Annotated in this window: 10 protein-coding genes; 6 read left to right on the forward strand and 4 right to left on the reverse strand. The window is 45.8% G+C overall.

Annotated features, from left to right (window positions below; translation table 11 throughout):
- Positions 1-89: 89 nt before the first annotated feature.
- Complete coding sequence (locus AABA75_RS19465) at positions 90-1,655, forward strand: SulP family inorganic anion transporter (RefSeq protein WP_338294397.1); 1,566 nt, start codon at positions 90-92, stop codon at positions 1,653-1,655.
- Between the two features lie 112 nt (positions 1,656-1,767).
- On the opposite strand, the gene AABA75_RS19470 is transcribed toward AABA75_RS19465, so the two are convergent.
- Entirely contained in the window at positions 1,768-2,559 is a 792-nt protein-coding gene (locus AABA75_RS19470) for a helix-turn-helix transcriptional regulator (RefSeq protein ID WP_338294398.1), read from the reverse strand.
- A gap of 86 nt (positions 2,560-2,645) precedes the next feature.
- Here AABA75_RS19470 and AABA75_RS19475 point away from each other — a divergent pair, with 86 nt between their 5' ends.
- Positions 2,646-3,446, forward strand: a complete 801-nt coding sequence (locus AABA75_RS19475; RefSeq protein WP_338294399.1) for a sulfite exporter TauE/SafE family protein — start codon at positions 2,646-2,648, stop codon at positions 3,444-3,446.
- 115 nt (positions 3,447-3,561) lie between these two features.
- Here AABA75_RS19475 and AABA75_RS19480 read toward each other — a convergent pair whose 3' ends face one another.
- Positions 3,562-7,224, reverse strand: a complete 3,663-nt coding sequence (locus AABA75_RS19480; protein ID WP_338294400.1) for a diguanylate cyclase — start codon at positions 7,222-7,224, stop codon at positions 3,562-3,564.
- Between the two features lie 313 nt (positions 7,225-7,537).
- Here AABA75_RS19480 and AABA75_RS19485 point away from each other — a divergent pair, with 313 nt between their 5' ends.
- Together AABA75_RS19485 and AABA75_RS19490 are read left to right on the forward strand one after the other, a co-directional pair.
- Positions 7,538-8,500: a bifunctional helix-turn-helix transcriptional regulator/GNAT family N-acetyltransferase gene (locus AABA75_RS19485; protein WP_338294401.1), complete on the forward strand. Its 963-nt coding sequence runs from the start codon at positions 7,538-7,540 to the stop codon at positions 8,498-8,500.
- A 98-nt stretch (positions 8,501-8,598) separates the two neighbouring features.
- Complete coding sequence (locus AABA75_RS19490) at positions 8,599-9,021, forward strand: hypothetical protein (RefSeq protein WP_338294402.1); 423 nt, start codon at positions 8,599-8,601, stop codon at positions 9,019-9,021.
- A gap of 228 nt (positions 9,022-9,249) precedes the next feature.
- Here AABA75_RS19490 and AABA75_RS19495 read toward each other — a convergent pair whose 3' ends face one another.
- Positions 9,250-11,352, reverse strand: a complete 2,103-nt coding sequence (locus AABA75_RS19495) for a S9 family peptidase (protein WP_338294403.1) — start codon at positions 11,350-11,352, stop codon at positions 9,250-9,252.
- A 338-nt stretch (positions 11,353-11,690) separates the two neighbouring features.
- Here AABA75_RS19495 and AABA75_RS19500 point away from each other — a divergent pair, with 338 nt between their 5' ends.
- A complete protein-coding gene (locus AABA75_RS19500) occupies positions 11,691-14,849 on the forward strand; it encodes a PAS domain S-box protein (protein ID WP_338294404.1) in 3,159 nt (1,052 codons plus the stop codon).
- A gap of 94 nt (positions 14,850-14,943) precedes the next feature.
- Here AABA75_RS19500 and AABA75_RS19505 read toward each other — a convergent pair whose 3' ends face one another.
- Positions 14,944-17,022, reverse strand: coding sequence for a hypothetical protein (locus AABA75_RS19505; RefSeq protein WP_338294405.1), 2,079 nt, complete (start codon positions 17,020-17,022; stop codon positions 14,944-14,946).
- 240 nt (positions 17,023-17,262) lie between these two features.
- On the opposite strand from AABA75_RS19505, the gene AABA75_RS19510 reads away from it, so the two are divergent.
- Positions 17,263-17,535 carry a hypothetical protein gene (locus AABA75_RS19510; protein ID WP_338294406.1) on the forward strand — a complete coding sequence of 91 codons (273 nt, stop codon included), beginning with the start codon at positions 17,263-17,265 and terminating at the stop codon, positions 17,533-17,535.
- Positions 17,536-17,582: the final 47 nt, after the last annotated feature.

Consider the following 17,582-nt stretch of genomic DNA (forward strand, 5'->3'; position numbering starts at 1 on the left):
GGAAAAGGTCTATATTTAACATTCTGTTAAAAGATCATTTTATTAATACCTGTTAGAATTCGCGGCATTTTTCAACAATTGAGCACACTATGTTTGATTTGATAACTAATAAAGACAGTAATGTTAAGAACGACGTCTTGTCCGGTATTACTGTCGCACTGGCGTTAGTGCCAGAAGCGGTGGCGTTTGCCTTTGTAGCAGGCGTTGAGCCCATGGTGGGCTTATATGCCGCCTTTATGATGGGCTTGATCACCTCAGCCATTGGCGGTCGCCCTGGCATGATTTCTGGTGCCACCGGCGCAATGGCCGTGGTCATGGTGAGTTTAGTGGCCATGCATGGCGTGCAGTACCTGTTTGTGGCGGTGATACTGGCCGGCTTGCTGCAGCTAATGGCCGGGATATTTAAACTCGGGAAATTTATCCGACTGGTGCCCTACCCTGTAATGCTAGGCTTTGTTAATGGCCTGGCTATCGTGATATTTTTAGCTCAGCTGGGGCAATTCAAAGTACTGGATACCTCTGGTATTCAGGTGTGGATGGAAGGCCAGATGCTGTATCTGATGTTGGGTTTAACCGCCCTTACCATGGCGATAATCTTCTTCTTACCGAAGCTTACCTCAGCAGTGCCTGCGTCACTGGTGGCCATCTTAACGGTAACCGCACTGGTTCATGGTTTAGACCTGGAAGCCCGCACCGTTATTGATTTTGTTAAAGATATGGTGCCTGCGGAGCAGCGCGATACCGTAACCCTGGCTGGAGAGTTGCCAAGCTTTGCTATTCCGGCGGTGCCTTTTACCCTGGAAACCCTTTATATCGTCTTGCCCACCTCGATTATTTTAGCCTTGGTAGGTTTGATTGAATCACTCCTGACACTTTCTCTCATTGATGACCTTACCGATACACGCGGTAAAGGTAACCGTGAATGTATCGGTCAAGGTGTTGCCAATACCGTTAATGGTTTCTTCGGCGGTATGGGCGGTTGCGCCATGATTGGCCAGAGCATGATCAATATCAACTCTGGCGGCCGTGGCCGTTTATCTGGTATCACGGCAGCATTGGTACTGTTAGCCTTTATCCTGTTCGCTGCGCCACTGATTGAAATGATTCCACTGGCTGCCTTGGTTGGCGTCATGTTTATGGTGGTCATTGGTACTTTTGAGTGGGCCAGCTTTAAAATTATTCGCGGCGTTAACAAAGAAGATGCCTTTGTACTGTTTGCTGTAACTGCCATCACTGTGTATGCCGATTTGGCTATCGCGGTAATTGTCGGCGTAATTATGTCCGCATTGGTGTTCGCCTGGAAACACGCCACTCATATTGTGGCCAAAACCCACACCGACAAAGATGGCTGGAAAATCTATGAAGTTGAGGGTCCCTTGTTCTTCGGTTCGGTACTGCACTTTAAAGATCTGTTCGATCCCAACAATGATCCACAAGACGTGGTGATTGATTTTAATGACTCGCGTATCTGGGATTCATCGGGTCTGGATGCCATTGATAACCTGGCAGAAAAATATCGTCAGGCAGGTAAAAAGCTGCATATCCGTCACATCAGTGAGGAATGTCGCGACTTACTCACCAAAGCGCAAGAATACGTTGAAATCAACGTGGCTGAAGATCCGCGTTATCACGTGGCATCTGATAAATTAGCTTAACAGCAATTCGCCTTTATCACAAAATGCCAACGCCAGTTCATTGAACTGGCGTTTTTCATTTCCACATCTAAGTGGCCCGCTGCAACCGATGAAAGTTAAGCAACACAATGCTTTATCTAACTTGCTTCCCTTTAAATAACCTTGGCGTCATGCCCGTTTTACTTCTAAACATATAGGTAAATGCAGAAACTGAAGCATAGCCCAGTTCATCAGCAACAACTGCAATGGGGTTGCCTTGAATCAGTTTACGAATGGCAATTTGGATTGTGAGGCGTTGCCGCCATTCAGTGTAATGTAACCCGGTTTCCTTTTTGAACAATCGAGACAAAGTGCGACTGGATGCACCAACAACGTCTCCCCACTGTTCTAAGCTGTCGTGATTTGACGGAGTTTGCTGAATGCAATTGAGTACCTTCACCAGACGCTTATCCGAGGGAAATGGCAACTGGTATACGGCTGCGGGGGCCTCAGAGAGCGTTTGCAGTATCAGACGCAGATGCAACCCCTGGCTATCTTCCCATGAATAGTGGTCAGTAAAGTCTCTTGCTTCATAAATTAGCACTTTCAAGAATGGGCTTATCTCCAGCACAGCACATTCTTTTGGCATGTCATGTCGCATCTCAGTGGCAATGTAGAAGCTCACCAGAGAAACATCTGTCAAACACTGCACTTCATGATCCACGTGCGGTAACAACCATACGCCTTGTTCGGGAGGCACAATGTAGCGGTTAAAAGGTGTGTCAACCAACATTACACCCTGACTAGCATAAACAAATTGCCCCCATTCGTGATTGTGCTTTGCAACTTTAAAGTACGCTGGAATGTCTCGCCGGACGACCTTGATTGGTACATCCAGAGGCCGCTCACTGGCTTGCGATGGTGGAAGTGAAACAACCTTTGTCATGATCTCGATATAACTTGTCTGGTTGTCGATACTCTACCAGTGTAAGTTCGCAATATCATGGTCACTTTTAAATTAGAGGAATACTGATGAGCATAGAATGGGTGCTAGCCTTTCTCTTGTTGGGCAGCGTAGTTGGCTTTATAGCAGGTTTGTTGGGAGTGGGTGGTGGCGGAATTCTGGTTCCCGTATTAGCCAGTGTTTTAGCTTACCACGGTATCCCCGAACACATGGTCATGCATGTGGCACTGGGTACGTCTATGGCGTGTATTGTCGCAACATCGTTCTCAAGTGCCTATGCTCATCACAAACACCAGGCGGTGAATTGGCCCATTGCAGGGTTAATGGCAACAGGCTGCATAATAGGTACCTTTGCTGCCACATTCCTTGCGGCGCAATCGAATGCCGTTTACCTGACACTATTTTTTGCGCTATTTATGTTTTACACCGCCTTGAAGATGCTATTCAAGGGTAGGCCAAAAGAAGTGATTAAGACAGGCACCAAGACTAAAGCGGTTGTCTGGTCTTTTGTTGTCGGCGCTATTTCCGCTTTGGTCTCCATTGGAGGAGGATCACTACTGGTGCCCTATTTAAATCGCCAGGGGATTAAGATGTCCGAGGCTGTGGGTACATCAGCGGCGATAGGTTTGGCCATTGCCTTAGCTGGCACTTTGGGATACTTATTCAATGGTTTAGGACAGACTTCGGCAGTTGCCAATACTTTCGGTTTTGTCTATCTCCCCGCCATGGTTTTAATCTCGATGGCGAGCATTATCAGCGCGCCATTCGGGGCAAAAGTATCGCATAAGCTTCCGGTTACACTGCTGAAGAAACTTTTTGCGCTGCTACTTTTAGCATTGGGAATCAAAATGCTGTGGGTTGTGATTTGAGCTTGTCCGAGTTTTTAAAAACAAGATGAATCTTTAAACACTATACAGTTTGAATCCCTAAGATAATGTTATTTCCCTGTGTCGATCTTAATTGAGATTTCGTTTCTCACCTTTCTCAGTCTTGATTAAAGCGCCAGCTCTTATCTTCAGCAAAAGAGGTCACACAGGTAATGCGTCCCTCTTCTCTTAATTTGTCCGGCGATTTTAGCACCTGGTCATAAATATCGGCTTCTATTAAGGATTGATTGGCGAAAATAGCCACCCAGGCATTGCGACCATTGTTTTTAGCGGCATAGAGGGCGCGATCGGCGATATTTAGGCATTTCTGCCAGTTAATTTTGCTGAAGTCACCATTCACAAATGGCACAGTTACCAGACCAATGGAGCAGGTTTTTTGCAATACCAAATCCGCATCAATCGCAAATTCAAACTCCTGCACACCCTTGCGCAAGCGCTCAGCGAGTTTCGCCAGTTGCCCTTCCTCTTCTATCTGAGCCACAACCACAAACTCTTCGCCCCCGAGGCGCACCACCCAGTCAGACTCACGACACAGTTTGTGCAGTAGCTCCACGAATTGAGTTAACAATTGATCACCGACATCGTGGCCCCAGGTATCATTTACCGCTTTAAAATGGTCGATATCCAATAAAACAAAGCCCAGCTCTATTGGAGAATTGTCGGCGCGAGCGCGTTTTATGCGCGCCATCTCCACCGGCATAATGTTTTCCAGGAAACGGCGATTTTTAGCACCAGTTAACTGGTCAGTGAGACTGATGCGTTCAATCTCACTTAACGCCGACTCCAGTTTGCTATGGGATTCTGCGTTATCCAGAGCGATGGCCGCATAAGACGCCACTTTTTGCAGTACTTCGATATCGTTTTCGGTATAAGCGTTTTGCTTGGGACTCTGCAGACTCAAACAACCCACCACCTTATCGTGTATCACCAGTGGTAAATACACGATAGATTCCATCGTCTCGCCAAATTTAGGCTGCTGAATTTCCTCAACATAATCTAAAAGCTCAAGGCGATTATTGGTAATTAATGCGGCCTTATTCTGTACGCACCAAACTGCTGGTCGGTTGTGCTCACTCAATTCATACTCGAGAGATTGACAGCGGATACCATCCTCTTTGAGGAATTGAATTTTAATCAGTTGCTTATCTTCATCCACGAACCCCATCAGAAATACTTGTGTATCGATAAGTTTCGAAACATGGCGATTAACCGCATTCATCACTTCTTCCAGGTCCAAGGACGAAGTTATGTCTTTGCCAATTTTACCTAGCAGTTCAATGTCGGCGGTACGCGAGGCCACCAGCTTATCCAAAGCTTGTTTTTGGCGATTTAACATAGTGACCCGGTAGCTGTAAAAGCCAAATAACAGCATAGAAATCACAAGTGCTGCTATGGTTCTGAACCACCAGGTTTCATACCATGCCGGGCGCTGAAGGATATCCACGGTCACCATCTGGTTGCTCCAGATGCCTTCTTTATTGGTACCACGCACCTGCAGTTGATACTCGCCGGGTTGCAGACGAGAGTAGGTAGCTCGGCGATTTCTGGCACTGGTATTGATCCAGTTACTATCATAGCCTTGCATCTTGTATTGATATTGCAGTCGCTCAGAACCCGAATAGTCCAGCGCGGCAAACTCGATGTAGAAGCTTTCAACTTCAGGAGTGAGTACTAGTGGTTTGGCATCCGCTGGTGCGACTTTTTCGCTATCACGAGCTATTGCTGTTACCACTAACCTGGGTTCAAAGGTCCAGGTTTCGTATAACTCAGGCCGGATCAACAAAATGCCACGGGTACCGCCAAACATCAAAGTACCATCGCGCAATTTGTGGTTGCTTCCAATCCACATGTTGCCGACATCCCAACCGGCGGATTTATCGATGCGAGTCAGGGACCAATCTGAAGGGTCCACCACGCTATTTTTCACCCATAAACGTCCCGAATTATCTTCAAGTATATTGTTGCCTAACCTCTCGCCAGGACGTCCTATTTTGGCAGCAATGGATTCAAATTCAGCCGTCACCTCACCTTGATTAATACCTGTTGGATCCCAAGCAGTTAATCTGTCAAACCCTAAGCTATTGGCGAAGTACAGGTGATTATCAGAGCTAATGTGAATATCGGTGATAAAATTATCAGCCAGACCTCTTCCCTTGGGACTGACCACCGGCACCACTGTCATGGTTTCCCGGTCGGCAATATATAGTCCTTGGTTTGTGGCAATCCAGCCCACTCCACCAAACACAACAATACTTTCGATCACTTTATCAAAGGTCTGGCCGCGCACATCCTGAAGCTTAAAGCTTTGCAGCGTTTCCGTTTGAGTATCCATTAAGCTCAAACCCGCATCAGTACCCACCCACAACCAGCGCTCTCCTTCTGCCAATAAAGTGCGCACTGTGTTGTCCGGTAATTCAGGGTGATCAACAAACTGACGAAAGCCATCCACCTCTGGTAAATACCTGAAAATACCGTGATCCAATGTCGCCACCCAGATATCCCCGTCAGGCATTTGTTCGATGCTAAACACGTACCCACCTTGCAAAGCGAGTGGATCAGTTTGATCGGGGCGAAAACCACGAATAACACCATGCTCAGGATTAATGACGTCGATGCCATTAACAAAAGAACCCACCCATATTTCACCATTTTGCAGCTCTTCAATGGCCCGGATATCAGGGTGGGTCAGCGTATTGGTCTTAAGATGATTAGGTCTCAGGCTCCGGAATGCTTTATTGGCAGGATTAAAGCGATTCAACCCGCCACCCCAGGTACCTATCCAAATAAGCCCTGAATCATCTTGTAAAAAGGCACTGATATCATCCAGAGTCAGTGTGTTGGGAATGCCTTCTTGTCGGCGGATGTGGCGTTTAACCTGAAGCGTTTTAGCATCAACCACGGCAATACCCGCTGTTGCTGTCGCCAGCCAAACTTCATCGTCCACTTGCAGCATTTCATCTACCCAAGGAGCATTAACCTTGCTCGGGTCATTGGGGTCATAGGGAATGGCGGTAACCGTCAAGCTACCGGGCTGAATAACGGCTGCGCCAAAATTAGTGGTGCCTACCCAAATTTGTTTCAGGTAATCCACAGCCAGGTAATACACATTGTGCCCGTCAAACTCTTTCAGTTCCGTGCCTTGCCAAATTTGACCAGCATCGATAAATCCCGGCATATTCAGGCGGCACAAGCCATTGACAGTACCAATCCACAGATTATTGGCTTCCGAGAATAAGGTATTCACTCTCCCTTTTGACAAAACATTCTCACAGCCACGCACCTGAACAATACCCAGTGAACGGCCATCTCTGGTGAAAATATTGATGCCTCCGCGAGTGCCCAAAAACACGTGCTCACCCACGGGCACAATGGCGCGCACATCATTATCAGCGAGACTCAGAGGATCTTCGCGATCGTGGCTGTAAGAAGTGAAACTGTCCGTATCTGGATTATAAATAGACAGCCCATCGGAATAGGTGCCAACCCATATTTGCTCACCAATTTCGGTGATGGACTGAATATAGCGGCCACTGATGGCATGCGGATTTTGTGGATCCGGCATATACTTTTTAAACTCATAGCCATCGTACCGCACAAGGCCACTTTGAGCCCCGAGCCAGATAAAGCCACGTTGATCCTGAATAATGACCGTTATGACATCTATCCCGAGATCTTCCAGTTCTTCAAACGACTCGAAGTACCATTCTCCCAGCTCAAATAGTTCCGATGAAGAGTAGGCTTTGGGAGGGAGTCCTGGCAACAAAAAAAGCAACAAGAGGACCCAGCAAGGTAATCGCATATCAGGTTATTTATAGTGAATTCAGATTTCAAAGTTATAGCCTACATCAAATAATTCATTACGGAAAACTTGTCGTGCTTAGTGCGTGCATCATTTCACAAAGTTGCCCAAAACTATTTACTGCAATTCAATCAAAAAACTCGAAAATCAAAGCATTTAGATAGGCTTATGACCATGTAGATAGTCGAACTTTTCCCAAAAAAGTTTTACTTGCTATTTACGTAAAACATTACGTATTATTTTACGTAACACATTACATAAAAGGTTGTTTGCGATGAAGACTATCGAAGAATTAGGTGAACTGTTTCTCGGAACGCGTTTAAAAAGACTCAGCGATCATCTATACGACGAAGTGGACAAGATCTACAAACGCCACGAGATAGCGCTTAGTTCTCGTATTACGGCCATTATTTTCTTGCTCTATCAAGATGGCGATGCTGCTATCACTGAAATAGCAGATGCCTTGGGCATCACTCATCCCGCCGTTAATCAGATGAGTAAAAAGCTCAGCCAGCAGGGGTACATCAATGCTCGTCCGGATGACAAAGATGAGCGCCGACGCTTGCTATCACTCACACCCGCAGGCAAAGAGCTGGTAGAGCAATTGGTGCCCATCTGGGAAAACCTGCAATATTGCCTGGATGACATGCTTAAAGCATCTGAACATCAGCTATTACCCGCCGTATTAGACCTGGAGCACCAAAATCAACAGCTTTGTCTATCAGAACGTATTGTGGCCAGGGAAAAAATGCGTACCGCCAATGAAGTAGAAATATTCACATGGCAGCCGGAGTTTGCCGAAGATTTTAAGCGCCTGAATATCGAGTGGCTAGAGAAGTACTTCTATGTGGAAGAGTACGATAATGAAGTCTTGTCCAACCCGGAAAAATACATACTTGCACCGGGAGGCAATATTTATTTCGCTCGGTATCGCGGTGAAATCATCGGTACGGTAGCGTTAATGGTTCTACCAGAAGGCCGTGTGGAGCTGACAAAAATGGCGGTCACTGAAAAATATCAGGGTTTGAAGGTGGGCCGTAAACTGATGGAATTCGCCATCGAACGGTTTAAAGCTTCCAACGGAAAATTGTTATTTCTGGAATCCAATAAACGCCTGGTGCCCGCAGTCACCCTGTATGAAAAAATGGGTTTTGTACACAAACCCAGCCCCAGTAATTCTCATTACCAGCGCGCGGATGTGTATATGGAATATGAGCCAAACTCTGATCAGTTGTAAAACACTTGTGGCTGATCAGGTGGTTTGCTATTAATAGTGAAGTTTGGTTAGTCGCCTGCTCTGAATTCTTTCATCCCGCAATTAAACAGGACGTTAAAATGAAATTACGATTTTTATTCACTTTGCTTTTTTTGTCTTTTTCTACCCTTGCTGATGGTTTTAAATCTGAGCAAGAAGCCAAAGAGTTTACAGACAAGATGATGGAACAATTTGTAAACAAAAAATTTCAACAAGGATTAAATGAAGCAAAAAAATATTGGCCTCTTCCGGACGTGGAAATTGACGGACTGGCAAATCAAATAGCACAACAATGGCCCATAGTAGATCAGCGCTTCGGACAGGCAATTGATTCTGAATTTGTTAGTGAAAAGCGTATAGGCGAGTCTTTTCTTCGCTACTACTATCTGCACAAATTTGAAAATCACGCTATTTACTGGCAGATCGACTTTTATAAGCCCCGCGATGAGTGGAAAATAAACTCTATTCTGTTCCTCGATACGCTGGAAACTCTATACGAGTAATGTCAGCCTATGACGAGTTTTAAGGGGGCTGATTCAGGCCCTTTTTTGTTTTTCAGTCTTGTTCAACATGCCACGTTGGCGCCCTACAGGGCTATCACCGGGTGCAGGGCACATGACCAGGCAACTATTATGACGATTGTTCCAATCTGAGTGAAAAACCCGGGAACAAGAAAGGTGAAACACTGCCCATTGATTGCGCAATGTTCCACAGCTAAGCCTCTTCAGGAATTAGTCTGAGCTTTTTTCAGACTCAACATCCTGTGTTTTATACTTGTCAAACCAGGACAGAATGTAACCGATTTTACGCGCCAGGTTAGAGGGTTTTGCAGCGATACCGTGATACGCCCCCTGGATACGAACCAATGAACTCTCGACTCCCTGTAAACGCAATGCCCCATAGTACTGTTCACTCTCGGCCATCGGTGTACGAACATCCAGCTCACCTGTTAACACCATAGTCGGCGTTTTAACATTGCCCACCAGTGATAACGGAGAGCGGTTCCAATACTGCTCATAGTCATTCCAGGGCAAGTCAGTAAACCAGTAGCGGGCCATAAAGGTATAAATGTCAGAGGTACCTATCATGCTGCTCCAGTTGATAACTGGCTTGGCCACAACCGAGGCCTTGAAACGATCAGTGTTACCGATAATCCAGGCCGTTAAGACACCACCACCGGAGCCTCCGGTCACGAACAGGTTATTTTCGTCCACATAGCCTTTGGCAATAACACCATCCACCATATCCATCAGGTCATTGTAATCTTCAGAGGGGTAGTTCTTGTCGATCAGGTTAGCAAACTCGCTGCCCTGAGAAGTGGAGCCGCGTGGATTTCCATACAACACAACATAACCTGCAGCGGCAAACATCTGCACTTCAGTGGAAAACTCAGGACCATAAGCGGTATGCGGTCCGCCGTGTATTTCCAGCAGCAGGGGATACTTTTTAGTGGCATCAAAATCAGGTGGGGTTACGATCCAGGCCTGTAACTCGCGCTCATCCACACTACTTTTTAGCGTCATCAGTTCGGGCTTATTCAGGGTTTTATGATCGAACAAATCACTGTTGAGGTCGGTGATCACCGTAAAGTCACCGGCCCCTTTTAACACCGCCAAATCTGCCGGGCGATCACCAAAGGAGTGAGTATACACTACCTCTCCACGTGCAGTGACGGCATAATCACCGGAGGTATAGGGCCGCCCCAAACTCTGGCCGCCAAGTGCATCGGTTTTTACAGTTAACCTACCGCCCAAGGTAACGTGAGCCACATGCTTTTTGCCGTTATTGTCGTAACTAAAATACAACCCTTTGTTATCTTCAGCCCATTTAATATCGCTAACAGAACGATCCAGGTCGGGAGTTAATCGCTTAATGTCTCCACCAGCCGGACTCATTACATACAACTCAGTGATTTGGCTGGATTTGCCATTGTCTTCAAAGCCAGTGAATGCCAGAAGTTTACCATCAGGGCTCATCACCGGATTGCTCTCTGGGCCTGTGGCATCAGTGAGTTTTTTGCTGGCTGAGGTTTTGACATTAATAGCTAATAAATCGCTGTTATAGACATCAAACTCAAAATCCTCACGGGTATTTGCTGAGACAATGATGTGTTTACCATCACTGCTCCAGGCCAGCGCACCTGAATAGTCGTGCTGACCGAAGGTTATCTGACGAGGTGTTCCTCCTAACGCTGGCACCACGTATACATGAGTGTTGCCCGGACGATTCATCCCGACACCATCGCGTCGAAACAAGGTGCTTTCTATATATTGTGCTTCGTCTGCCCACTTTGCGCCTTCCGGTTTAAAACCGATGTTAAAAACCGATTTAGGCTTATCAGGTGTGAACATAGTAAAGGCCAATTGCTCGCTGTCTGGTGAAAAACTGAGGTTTCCCGGGCTCATCTGGACATCAGTCACACGTGCGGTGTGGCCTGAGGCTAAGTCTCTCAGGTAAATTTGTGTCTTGCCGTCTTTGTTGGAAAGATAAGCGAGCTTCTTACCATCCGGAGAGAACACCGGACTGTAGTGATTATTGGCATCCGAGAGCAGTGGCAAATGTTGTTTACCATCGAGAGTGACTGTCCACAGGTTTCTGCGCAGATTGTCGTTCATGATATCCATGCTACGGCGCTCGTAGAGCACCTGCTTACCATCCGGCATCACTACCGGGTTTGCAGCATATTCAAGGTGGAATAAATCCTGGTATTCAATGCTTGTGGGCAATTCCGGTTGCGCCTTTTTCGCCAACGCAGGTGCACTGATTAACATGACGCTCATTGTTGCCACAGACAGTTTTTTCCAGTGTGCCGACAATTTTGACTTTTTATCCATGTAGAGACCTTTGTATAGATGTAGCAGTGAGAACCGGGGCCTGACCGCCAACTGATGATTATTTTATCCGTCGGTCACCACCATAACGCAAATTTGTTACATTGTAACAATTAAAAGCGTTAATGTGATGAGATTTTATTAAGCAGTTGATACTGTTTTAGAAGGGTTTTGGCTCAACAAGGGTGCAACGTCACCGCACAAATTATTACCCTAATGCCAGGCAACAATACTAAAGTCGAGCTTTCTAAATCGGAAAATGCCGCTAGTATTATCTTTAACAAAACTCCCCACCCCCATTGGCGATAGGGGTGATTACCGGTACGTAAAGGGACTACAACATGTTTAACAATCTATTTAGCAATGGTTCTGCCAAAGACCGCATAAAAGAACAACAAGAAAACCGCGAGTTAACAGCCATTTATCAAGCAATGAACCGGGTGCAGGCAGTCATTCAGTTTACCCCTGAAGGCGTCATTCTGGATGCTAACGATAACTTTTGCGCTGCCCTTGGCTATCACCGTGATGAAATTGTCGGTCAGCATCACAGAATGTTCGTTGAACCCGCATTCGCCAAGAGTGATGAGTACCGCAACATGTGGTCAAAAATCAATGCTGGAGATTTTGTTGCAGGTGAGTTCAAACGCATCACTAAGCAAGGCGAAGAGATTTGGATCAATGCCTCATACAACCCGGTATTTGACGAACAAGGCACACTCTATAAAGTGGTTAAGTTTGCTACAGATGTGACGGAACAAAAGCTAAGAGATGCTGATTTTTCCAGTCAATTAGCTGCCATCAGCAAATCCCAGGCGGTAATCCAATTTAATTTAGATGGCACCATCATCACCGCCAACGATAATTTCTGTCGTACGGTGGGCTACAGTCTGGAAGAAATCAAGGGCCAACATCACCGCATGTTTGTGGATCCCCAGTTCGCTAACTCTGAACAATACCGTTTGTTTTGGCAAAAACTCGCACAAGGTGAGTTTGAATCAGGGGAGTATCAAAGAATTGATAAGCAGGGCAAACAGCTGTGGTTACAGGCTTCCTATAATCCGATCTTTGATGCCAGCGGCAGAGTTTATAAGGTTGTCAAATACGCCTCTGATATCACTGAGCAGAAGCTCATAAACGTTGACTATCAGGGCCAGCTGGAAGCCATTAATAAGGCGCAAGCCGTGATCGAATTTGATTTACAAGGCAATATTCTTACGGCAAATGACAACTTCTGCCAGGTGATGGGGTATCAGCTGCAAGAAATCCAAGGCCAACATCACAGCATGTTCGCAGAAGAAGATCTTAAGAATAGCCTTGAATACCAACAGTTTTGGCAAGCACTGGCAAGTGGTCAGTACAAATCAGGCGAGTTTAAACGGCTGGGTAAGGGTGGCAAAGAGATCTGGATCCAGGCCACTTATAATCCCATTCTGGATCCCAACGGAAATCCAGTTAAAGTAGTAAAGTTCGCCACTGACGTAACCCAGGAAAAACTGAAAAACGCCGATTATCAGGGGCAATTAGAAGCGGTGGGTAAAAGCCAGGCGGTTATCGAATTTGAACTTGACGGTACCATCATCACCGCCAATGACAATTTCTGTAAGACCATGGGTTATACCTTGTCAGAAATTCAGGGTAAACATCACAGTATGTTTGCCAAACCGGGTGTTGCACAAAGTGCTGAGTATCGTGATTTTTGGGCCAGTTTAAATCAAGGCCAATTTAAATCAGGCGAGTTTGAGCGCCTTGGTAAGCACAATAAAGAAGTCTGGATTCAGGCCACTTATAATCCCATATTAGATTTAAACGGTCAGCCGTTTAAAGTCGTGAAGTATGCCTCCGACATCACCGCTGAAGTGCAGCAGCGGGAACTGGTTCGCAACTTATCACTGGTTGCCAATGAAACCGATAATTCAGTAATCATTACTGATGCCCGAGGCTTGATAGAATACGTCAACCCTGGTTTTAGTAAACTCACTGGCTATTCCTATGAAGAAAGCTTAGGTAAAAAACCCGGCGACATGCTGCAAGGCAAAGATACCAGCCCCGAGTCCAAACAGCGCATCCGCGAAAAACTGGATTCCCGTCAACCCTTCTACGAAGAGATCCTGAATTACGACAATAAAGGCAATAGTTACTGGATATCGCTGGCGATTAATCCCATTTTTGACAAGTCGGGCGAACTAATAAAATTCATCTCCATTCAAACCAACATTACCGAAACCAAAATAAGGGCCCTGGAGTTTACAGCTAAGCTCGAAGCCATTGGTCGTGCTAATGCAGTAGCCGAATTTTCGCCTGCTGGCACGCTGGAAGAATGCAATACCCTGTTTAGTCGCGCTTTAGGTTTCGAGACCAGTGAAGCCGCCTCACAAAAACAATGGAATACGTTACTGCACAAAGACTTTATTGAAAGCAGTGAGTACAGGCATTTTAATGAAACGCTTTCAGGCGGTAATTTTGTCTCTGGAGATTTTAAGTTTTCCACAACAGAGCGACACACATGTTGGCTAAACGGCTCCTTTAATCCCATTAAAAATACCTCTGGAGACATTATTAAAATCGTGTTTTTTGGTGTGGATGTCACAGGTCGTAAACGCGGCACTGACAAAATGGCAAGTGCGCTGGCACAACTGGAAGCGGGCGATTTAACCACGAGAGTAGAGGGTGATTTTGGCGAAGAGCTGAATCGTGTGCGAGATTCGCTAAACACCTCTATGGCTCACTTACAAAAAACCGTGGCAAGCATTCTAAACATTGCCGAACAGGTGAACCACGGAACGCGAGAAATCGCCAGCGGTAACAACCAACTCAATGACCGCACTATCCAACAGGCTTCAAGCCTGGAAGAGACCGCTGCCAGTATGGAACAAATGACAGCCACCATTAAGCAAAGTGCAGAAAATGCCAGCAAAGCCGCCAACACAGTGCAAGATACCCGCAGCCTGGCTCAAACCGGGCAAAATGTGGTGAAAAATACCGTAAATGCCATGGAAGAAATCTCACGCTCAAGCAAACAAATTGCAGATATTACCAGTACCATTGACGAAATCGCCTTTCAAACCAACCTGCTTGCCCTGAATGCCGCAGTGGAGGCAGCCAGAGCCGGAGAGCACGGCAGGGGGTTTGCCGTTGTGGCAACGGAAGTGAGAAACCTGGCGCAACGCTCAGCCACCTCTGCCAAAGAAATAAATAGTTTAATCGGAGACAGCCTCAAAAAAGTAGAAGCGGGGGTTAAAACCGCAGGCGAATCGGGCACGACACTGGAGCAAATCGTTGCAGCGGTGGTGGATGTGAGCGAACAAGTGCAAGACATCATGGAAGCTGCCAAGCAACAGGAAATGGGGATATCGCAGATTAACGCTGCCATAGTTCAAATGGAAACCATGACCCAGGAAAACGCCGCATTAGTGGAAGAAGCCGCATCAGCCAGTCAAATGATGCAAGACCAGGTAGGCGAAATGCGCTCGGATCTCAGCTTCTTTAAACTCAATCCATAGCTGAATCGGAAAAACACTAGATAGTTTGATAGCCAGGCACCATAAGGTGCCAGGCTATCGAGTTATACTGCGGTGTGCGGATCACCCTCATCAATCAGAGTCTGAGACGAAAACGGTTCATCGGCACATCGCCTTTTACTTCAAGAGCAGGTTTCATTGTTACCAGCGCAGTGTATTCACCGGGGTAAAATTGCTTAAGGCGAGAAACCCTTGCATAGTGATTTGGCTCAAACTCATTAACCAAAGGCAATACCGTCGCAAGCGCTGGGTGCAGCTTGCCATCGCGATAACTTAGCTCCAGTAAAACATCAATTACATCTGGCCCAAGTTCCTGCGTTTGAGGCTTCAGGCCTTTCTCATGGAAAAAGCTAATCACATTTACAGCGCCCTGGCTTAATGCTGCTGCAACAAAAACATCCCTGCCCTGCTGATCGTGAAGATTAAAATCGAATCCTTGCTCGTACCAGTATTGCCACTGCTCTAACTTCAAATATTTCAGTGCCTCTAAAGATGATGGTGCAGCAGGCATCACTCTGGCTTGCCACACCGACAGCAATTCATCAAAGTTGCTCAACATGGCACGCAATAGCGCATCTGTTTCAACTGTGGTTAGAGGATGTGCAGTACTGTACTCCAATGCCTGCTGAAATTGCTTATCTCGCAATAGATTTAAAAATACGCTCTCGCTTCGTCCAACCCTGTGATTTTTTTGCTCATACCAGATGACATAAAGCGCAGGGTCAATTTGATGCAGTTGCCCCGCCACTTCACCATAATCAGCTTCTATGCGTTTGATTATCTCACGCGCTTCCTCGAAATCGGCAAAGCCTTCTCTGTCACGCAACAACCTCTCGGTAGCTGCGCATTGTTCTCCCTCTCGCTTGAGTTCTTGCCTTTTATCTTTAGCTACGGCTATGGCATTGGACAATGCTGAATTGTCAGGTTTAAGCTGAGGAATACGCTCTCCAACGCTAATCAATTCAATACTTTCAAGTAGTTTCTTCAATTCCGGATCCGATACCGTGCTACTCCACTGGCTTTTGTTATGAGGTGGCGAAAAACGTATTCCGGAAGCGCCATCAAATTGCACGGTTTCACCATGGGCTCGATAGCCTTTACCTTTTAAATACACCAGGGTTTCAAAATATTCATCCGGGTAGGATTGAGTAGCTGAATAGAACTTCATGTTAACAATAGCAATATCCAGTCCGGTAACAATGCCGGGTTTGTCAGAGGGGGTTACGCCATAAGTGGCCAATAGTTGCAGTAAGCGCGTATTGTGCTTTGCTGCGGCCATATCAGCCAAATTAAAAAAGGCTTCATTGAATGGTCCTCGCATTAATACCGGTATCGCTTCAGGAGATTGCGTTTGCTGCAGTACTGCACTGATGTATTCCACAGGCAGTTCGCTATGTATCGCTACTGCCACGTCGTTTACCGTAAAGTTGTGTTGCGCTATCGCTTGTTGAAATTCTTGTACATCCAATCGAGTGGCAGTCAAGATAACAAGCACAGAGGGTGAGATAACCGAAACGTCTTCTATTCCCAGCGGGGATTCAAGGTAGGTATTAAAGTTTTCTTTGTTGTCCAGCAACAGGGCTATCTCAGAGCGACTCACCTGATCCTTTAACGATAGAAACATCTTCATCCCGGAAGGTGGATTTGACTGCAAATCAGCAATCAACTGTGGCACTTTTTCATCATTCAAACCGTTGATCACCGACAAACCTGTCCATTCTCCTAGAATTTCTGCAGAGCGGGTAAACTGATATTTTTGTTTCTCCAGATTTATTCGTGCCAATAACAGCAGATCATCAAAGCCTCTGTGAAAGGTGGTGTACTGCTTTTCATAAGCCATTAGCTCAGTTTCAGTTTTCCCGGCTTGCAGCTCCGTTTGTAGTGCACGGATCAGGCTATTATTGATGCTTTTAACTTTGTCACTGTATGTCAGGTGCCTCTCATCGCATTGTTCTTTTGCTCTCAACAAAGCTGATAACGAATTTTTTTCTTCAACATCTAGCAGATGTTCTGGAATCACTACTTCAGAATTATCAAGTCTCTCAAACTGAGGTGGGCTATCAATTTCCTGACGGGTTTCTTGTTTAGTTTGCCACGAGATGGCGATGAGAATAATTAGAGTGCAAGAAACGAAAAATCCTATTTTTTTCATCATATTCCTTTATTTGTCTATATACACCGGCCTGAAAAAGGCCATTTAATTTACCTTAAATTTATAATAAAAAACAGGTTCCCCCCCATGCAAGAGAGAGAGTAAAATTTATTGCTCCGCTTTGAGAAAAGATCAGTAACTCCTGCCTTGAAGGCGCAGAAACTTTTAGAAAGGTAAATTTAATACACTTTCAGCACAAGCTATCGTAGTATCAATGGAGATAAAAAATTAACAGGAGAAGCTGTGAAGCCATACGGAAATATCCAATCAAAAAACCTCAAACTTGTGTTGTTTCTCGCCAGAGCGCTGGCGATTGTTGGCACTATTTCGTTTTGTTTGGGGCTAATTTCATTTATTGCCGATCTCATTGATATCAATTTTATCGGGGGTTTCGGTGCAGGATTACTAGTTGTAGGTTTTAGTATCTTTTTATTATCTGGTTTTATTGCTGCCGTAGTTGCTCTTGAAGAAAGCTATCGAATCAGAACGGAATACCTGGTCCAGCAACAAAAATAAAACCACCGACAAAAATGAAACCAGCACCAACAGGTGCTGGCTCATGT

It is taken from the genome of Planctobacterium marinum, assembly GCF_036322805.1.
GTDB lineage: Bacteria > Pseudomonadota > Gammaproteobacteria > Enterobacterales > Alteromonadaceae > Planctobacterium > Planctobacterium marinum_A.

Bases quoted from the DNA above. Each gene is read 5' to 3' on its own strand.
- AABA75_RS19465 (WP_338294397.1), top strand. From the start codon at position 90: ATGTTTGATTTGATAACTAATAAAGACAGTAATGTTAAGAACGACGTC.
- AABA75_RS19470 (WP_338294398.1), bottom strand. From the start codon at position 2,559: ATGACAAAGGTTGTTTCACTTCCACCATCGCAAGCCAGTGAGCGGCCT.
- AABA75_RS19475 (WP_338294399.1), top strand. From the start codon at position 2,646: ATGAGCATAGAATGGGTGCTAGCCTTTCTCTTGTTGGGCAGCGTAGTT.
- AABA75_RS19485 (WP_338294401.1), top strand. From the start codon at position 7,538: ATGAAGACTATCGAAGAATTAGGTGAACTGTTTCTCGGAACGCGTTTA.
- AABA75_RS19490 (WP_338294402.1), top strand. From the start codon at position 8,599: ATGAAATTACGATTTTTATTCACTTTGCTTTTTTTGTCTTTTTCTACC.
- AABA75_RS19495 (WP_338294403.1), bottom strand. From the start codon at position 11,352: ATGGATAAAAAGTCAAAATTGTCGGCACACTGGAAAAAACTGTCTGTG.
- AABA75_RS19500 (WP_338294404.1), top strand. From the start codon at position 11,691: ATGTTTAACAATCTATTTAGCAATGGTTCTGCCAAAGACCGCATAAAA.
- AABA75_RS19505 (WP_338294405.1), bottom strand. From the start codon at position 17,022: ATGATGAAAAAAATAGGATTTTTCGTTTCTTGCACTCTAATTATTCTC.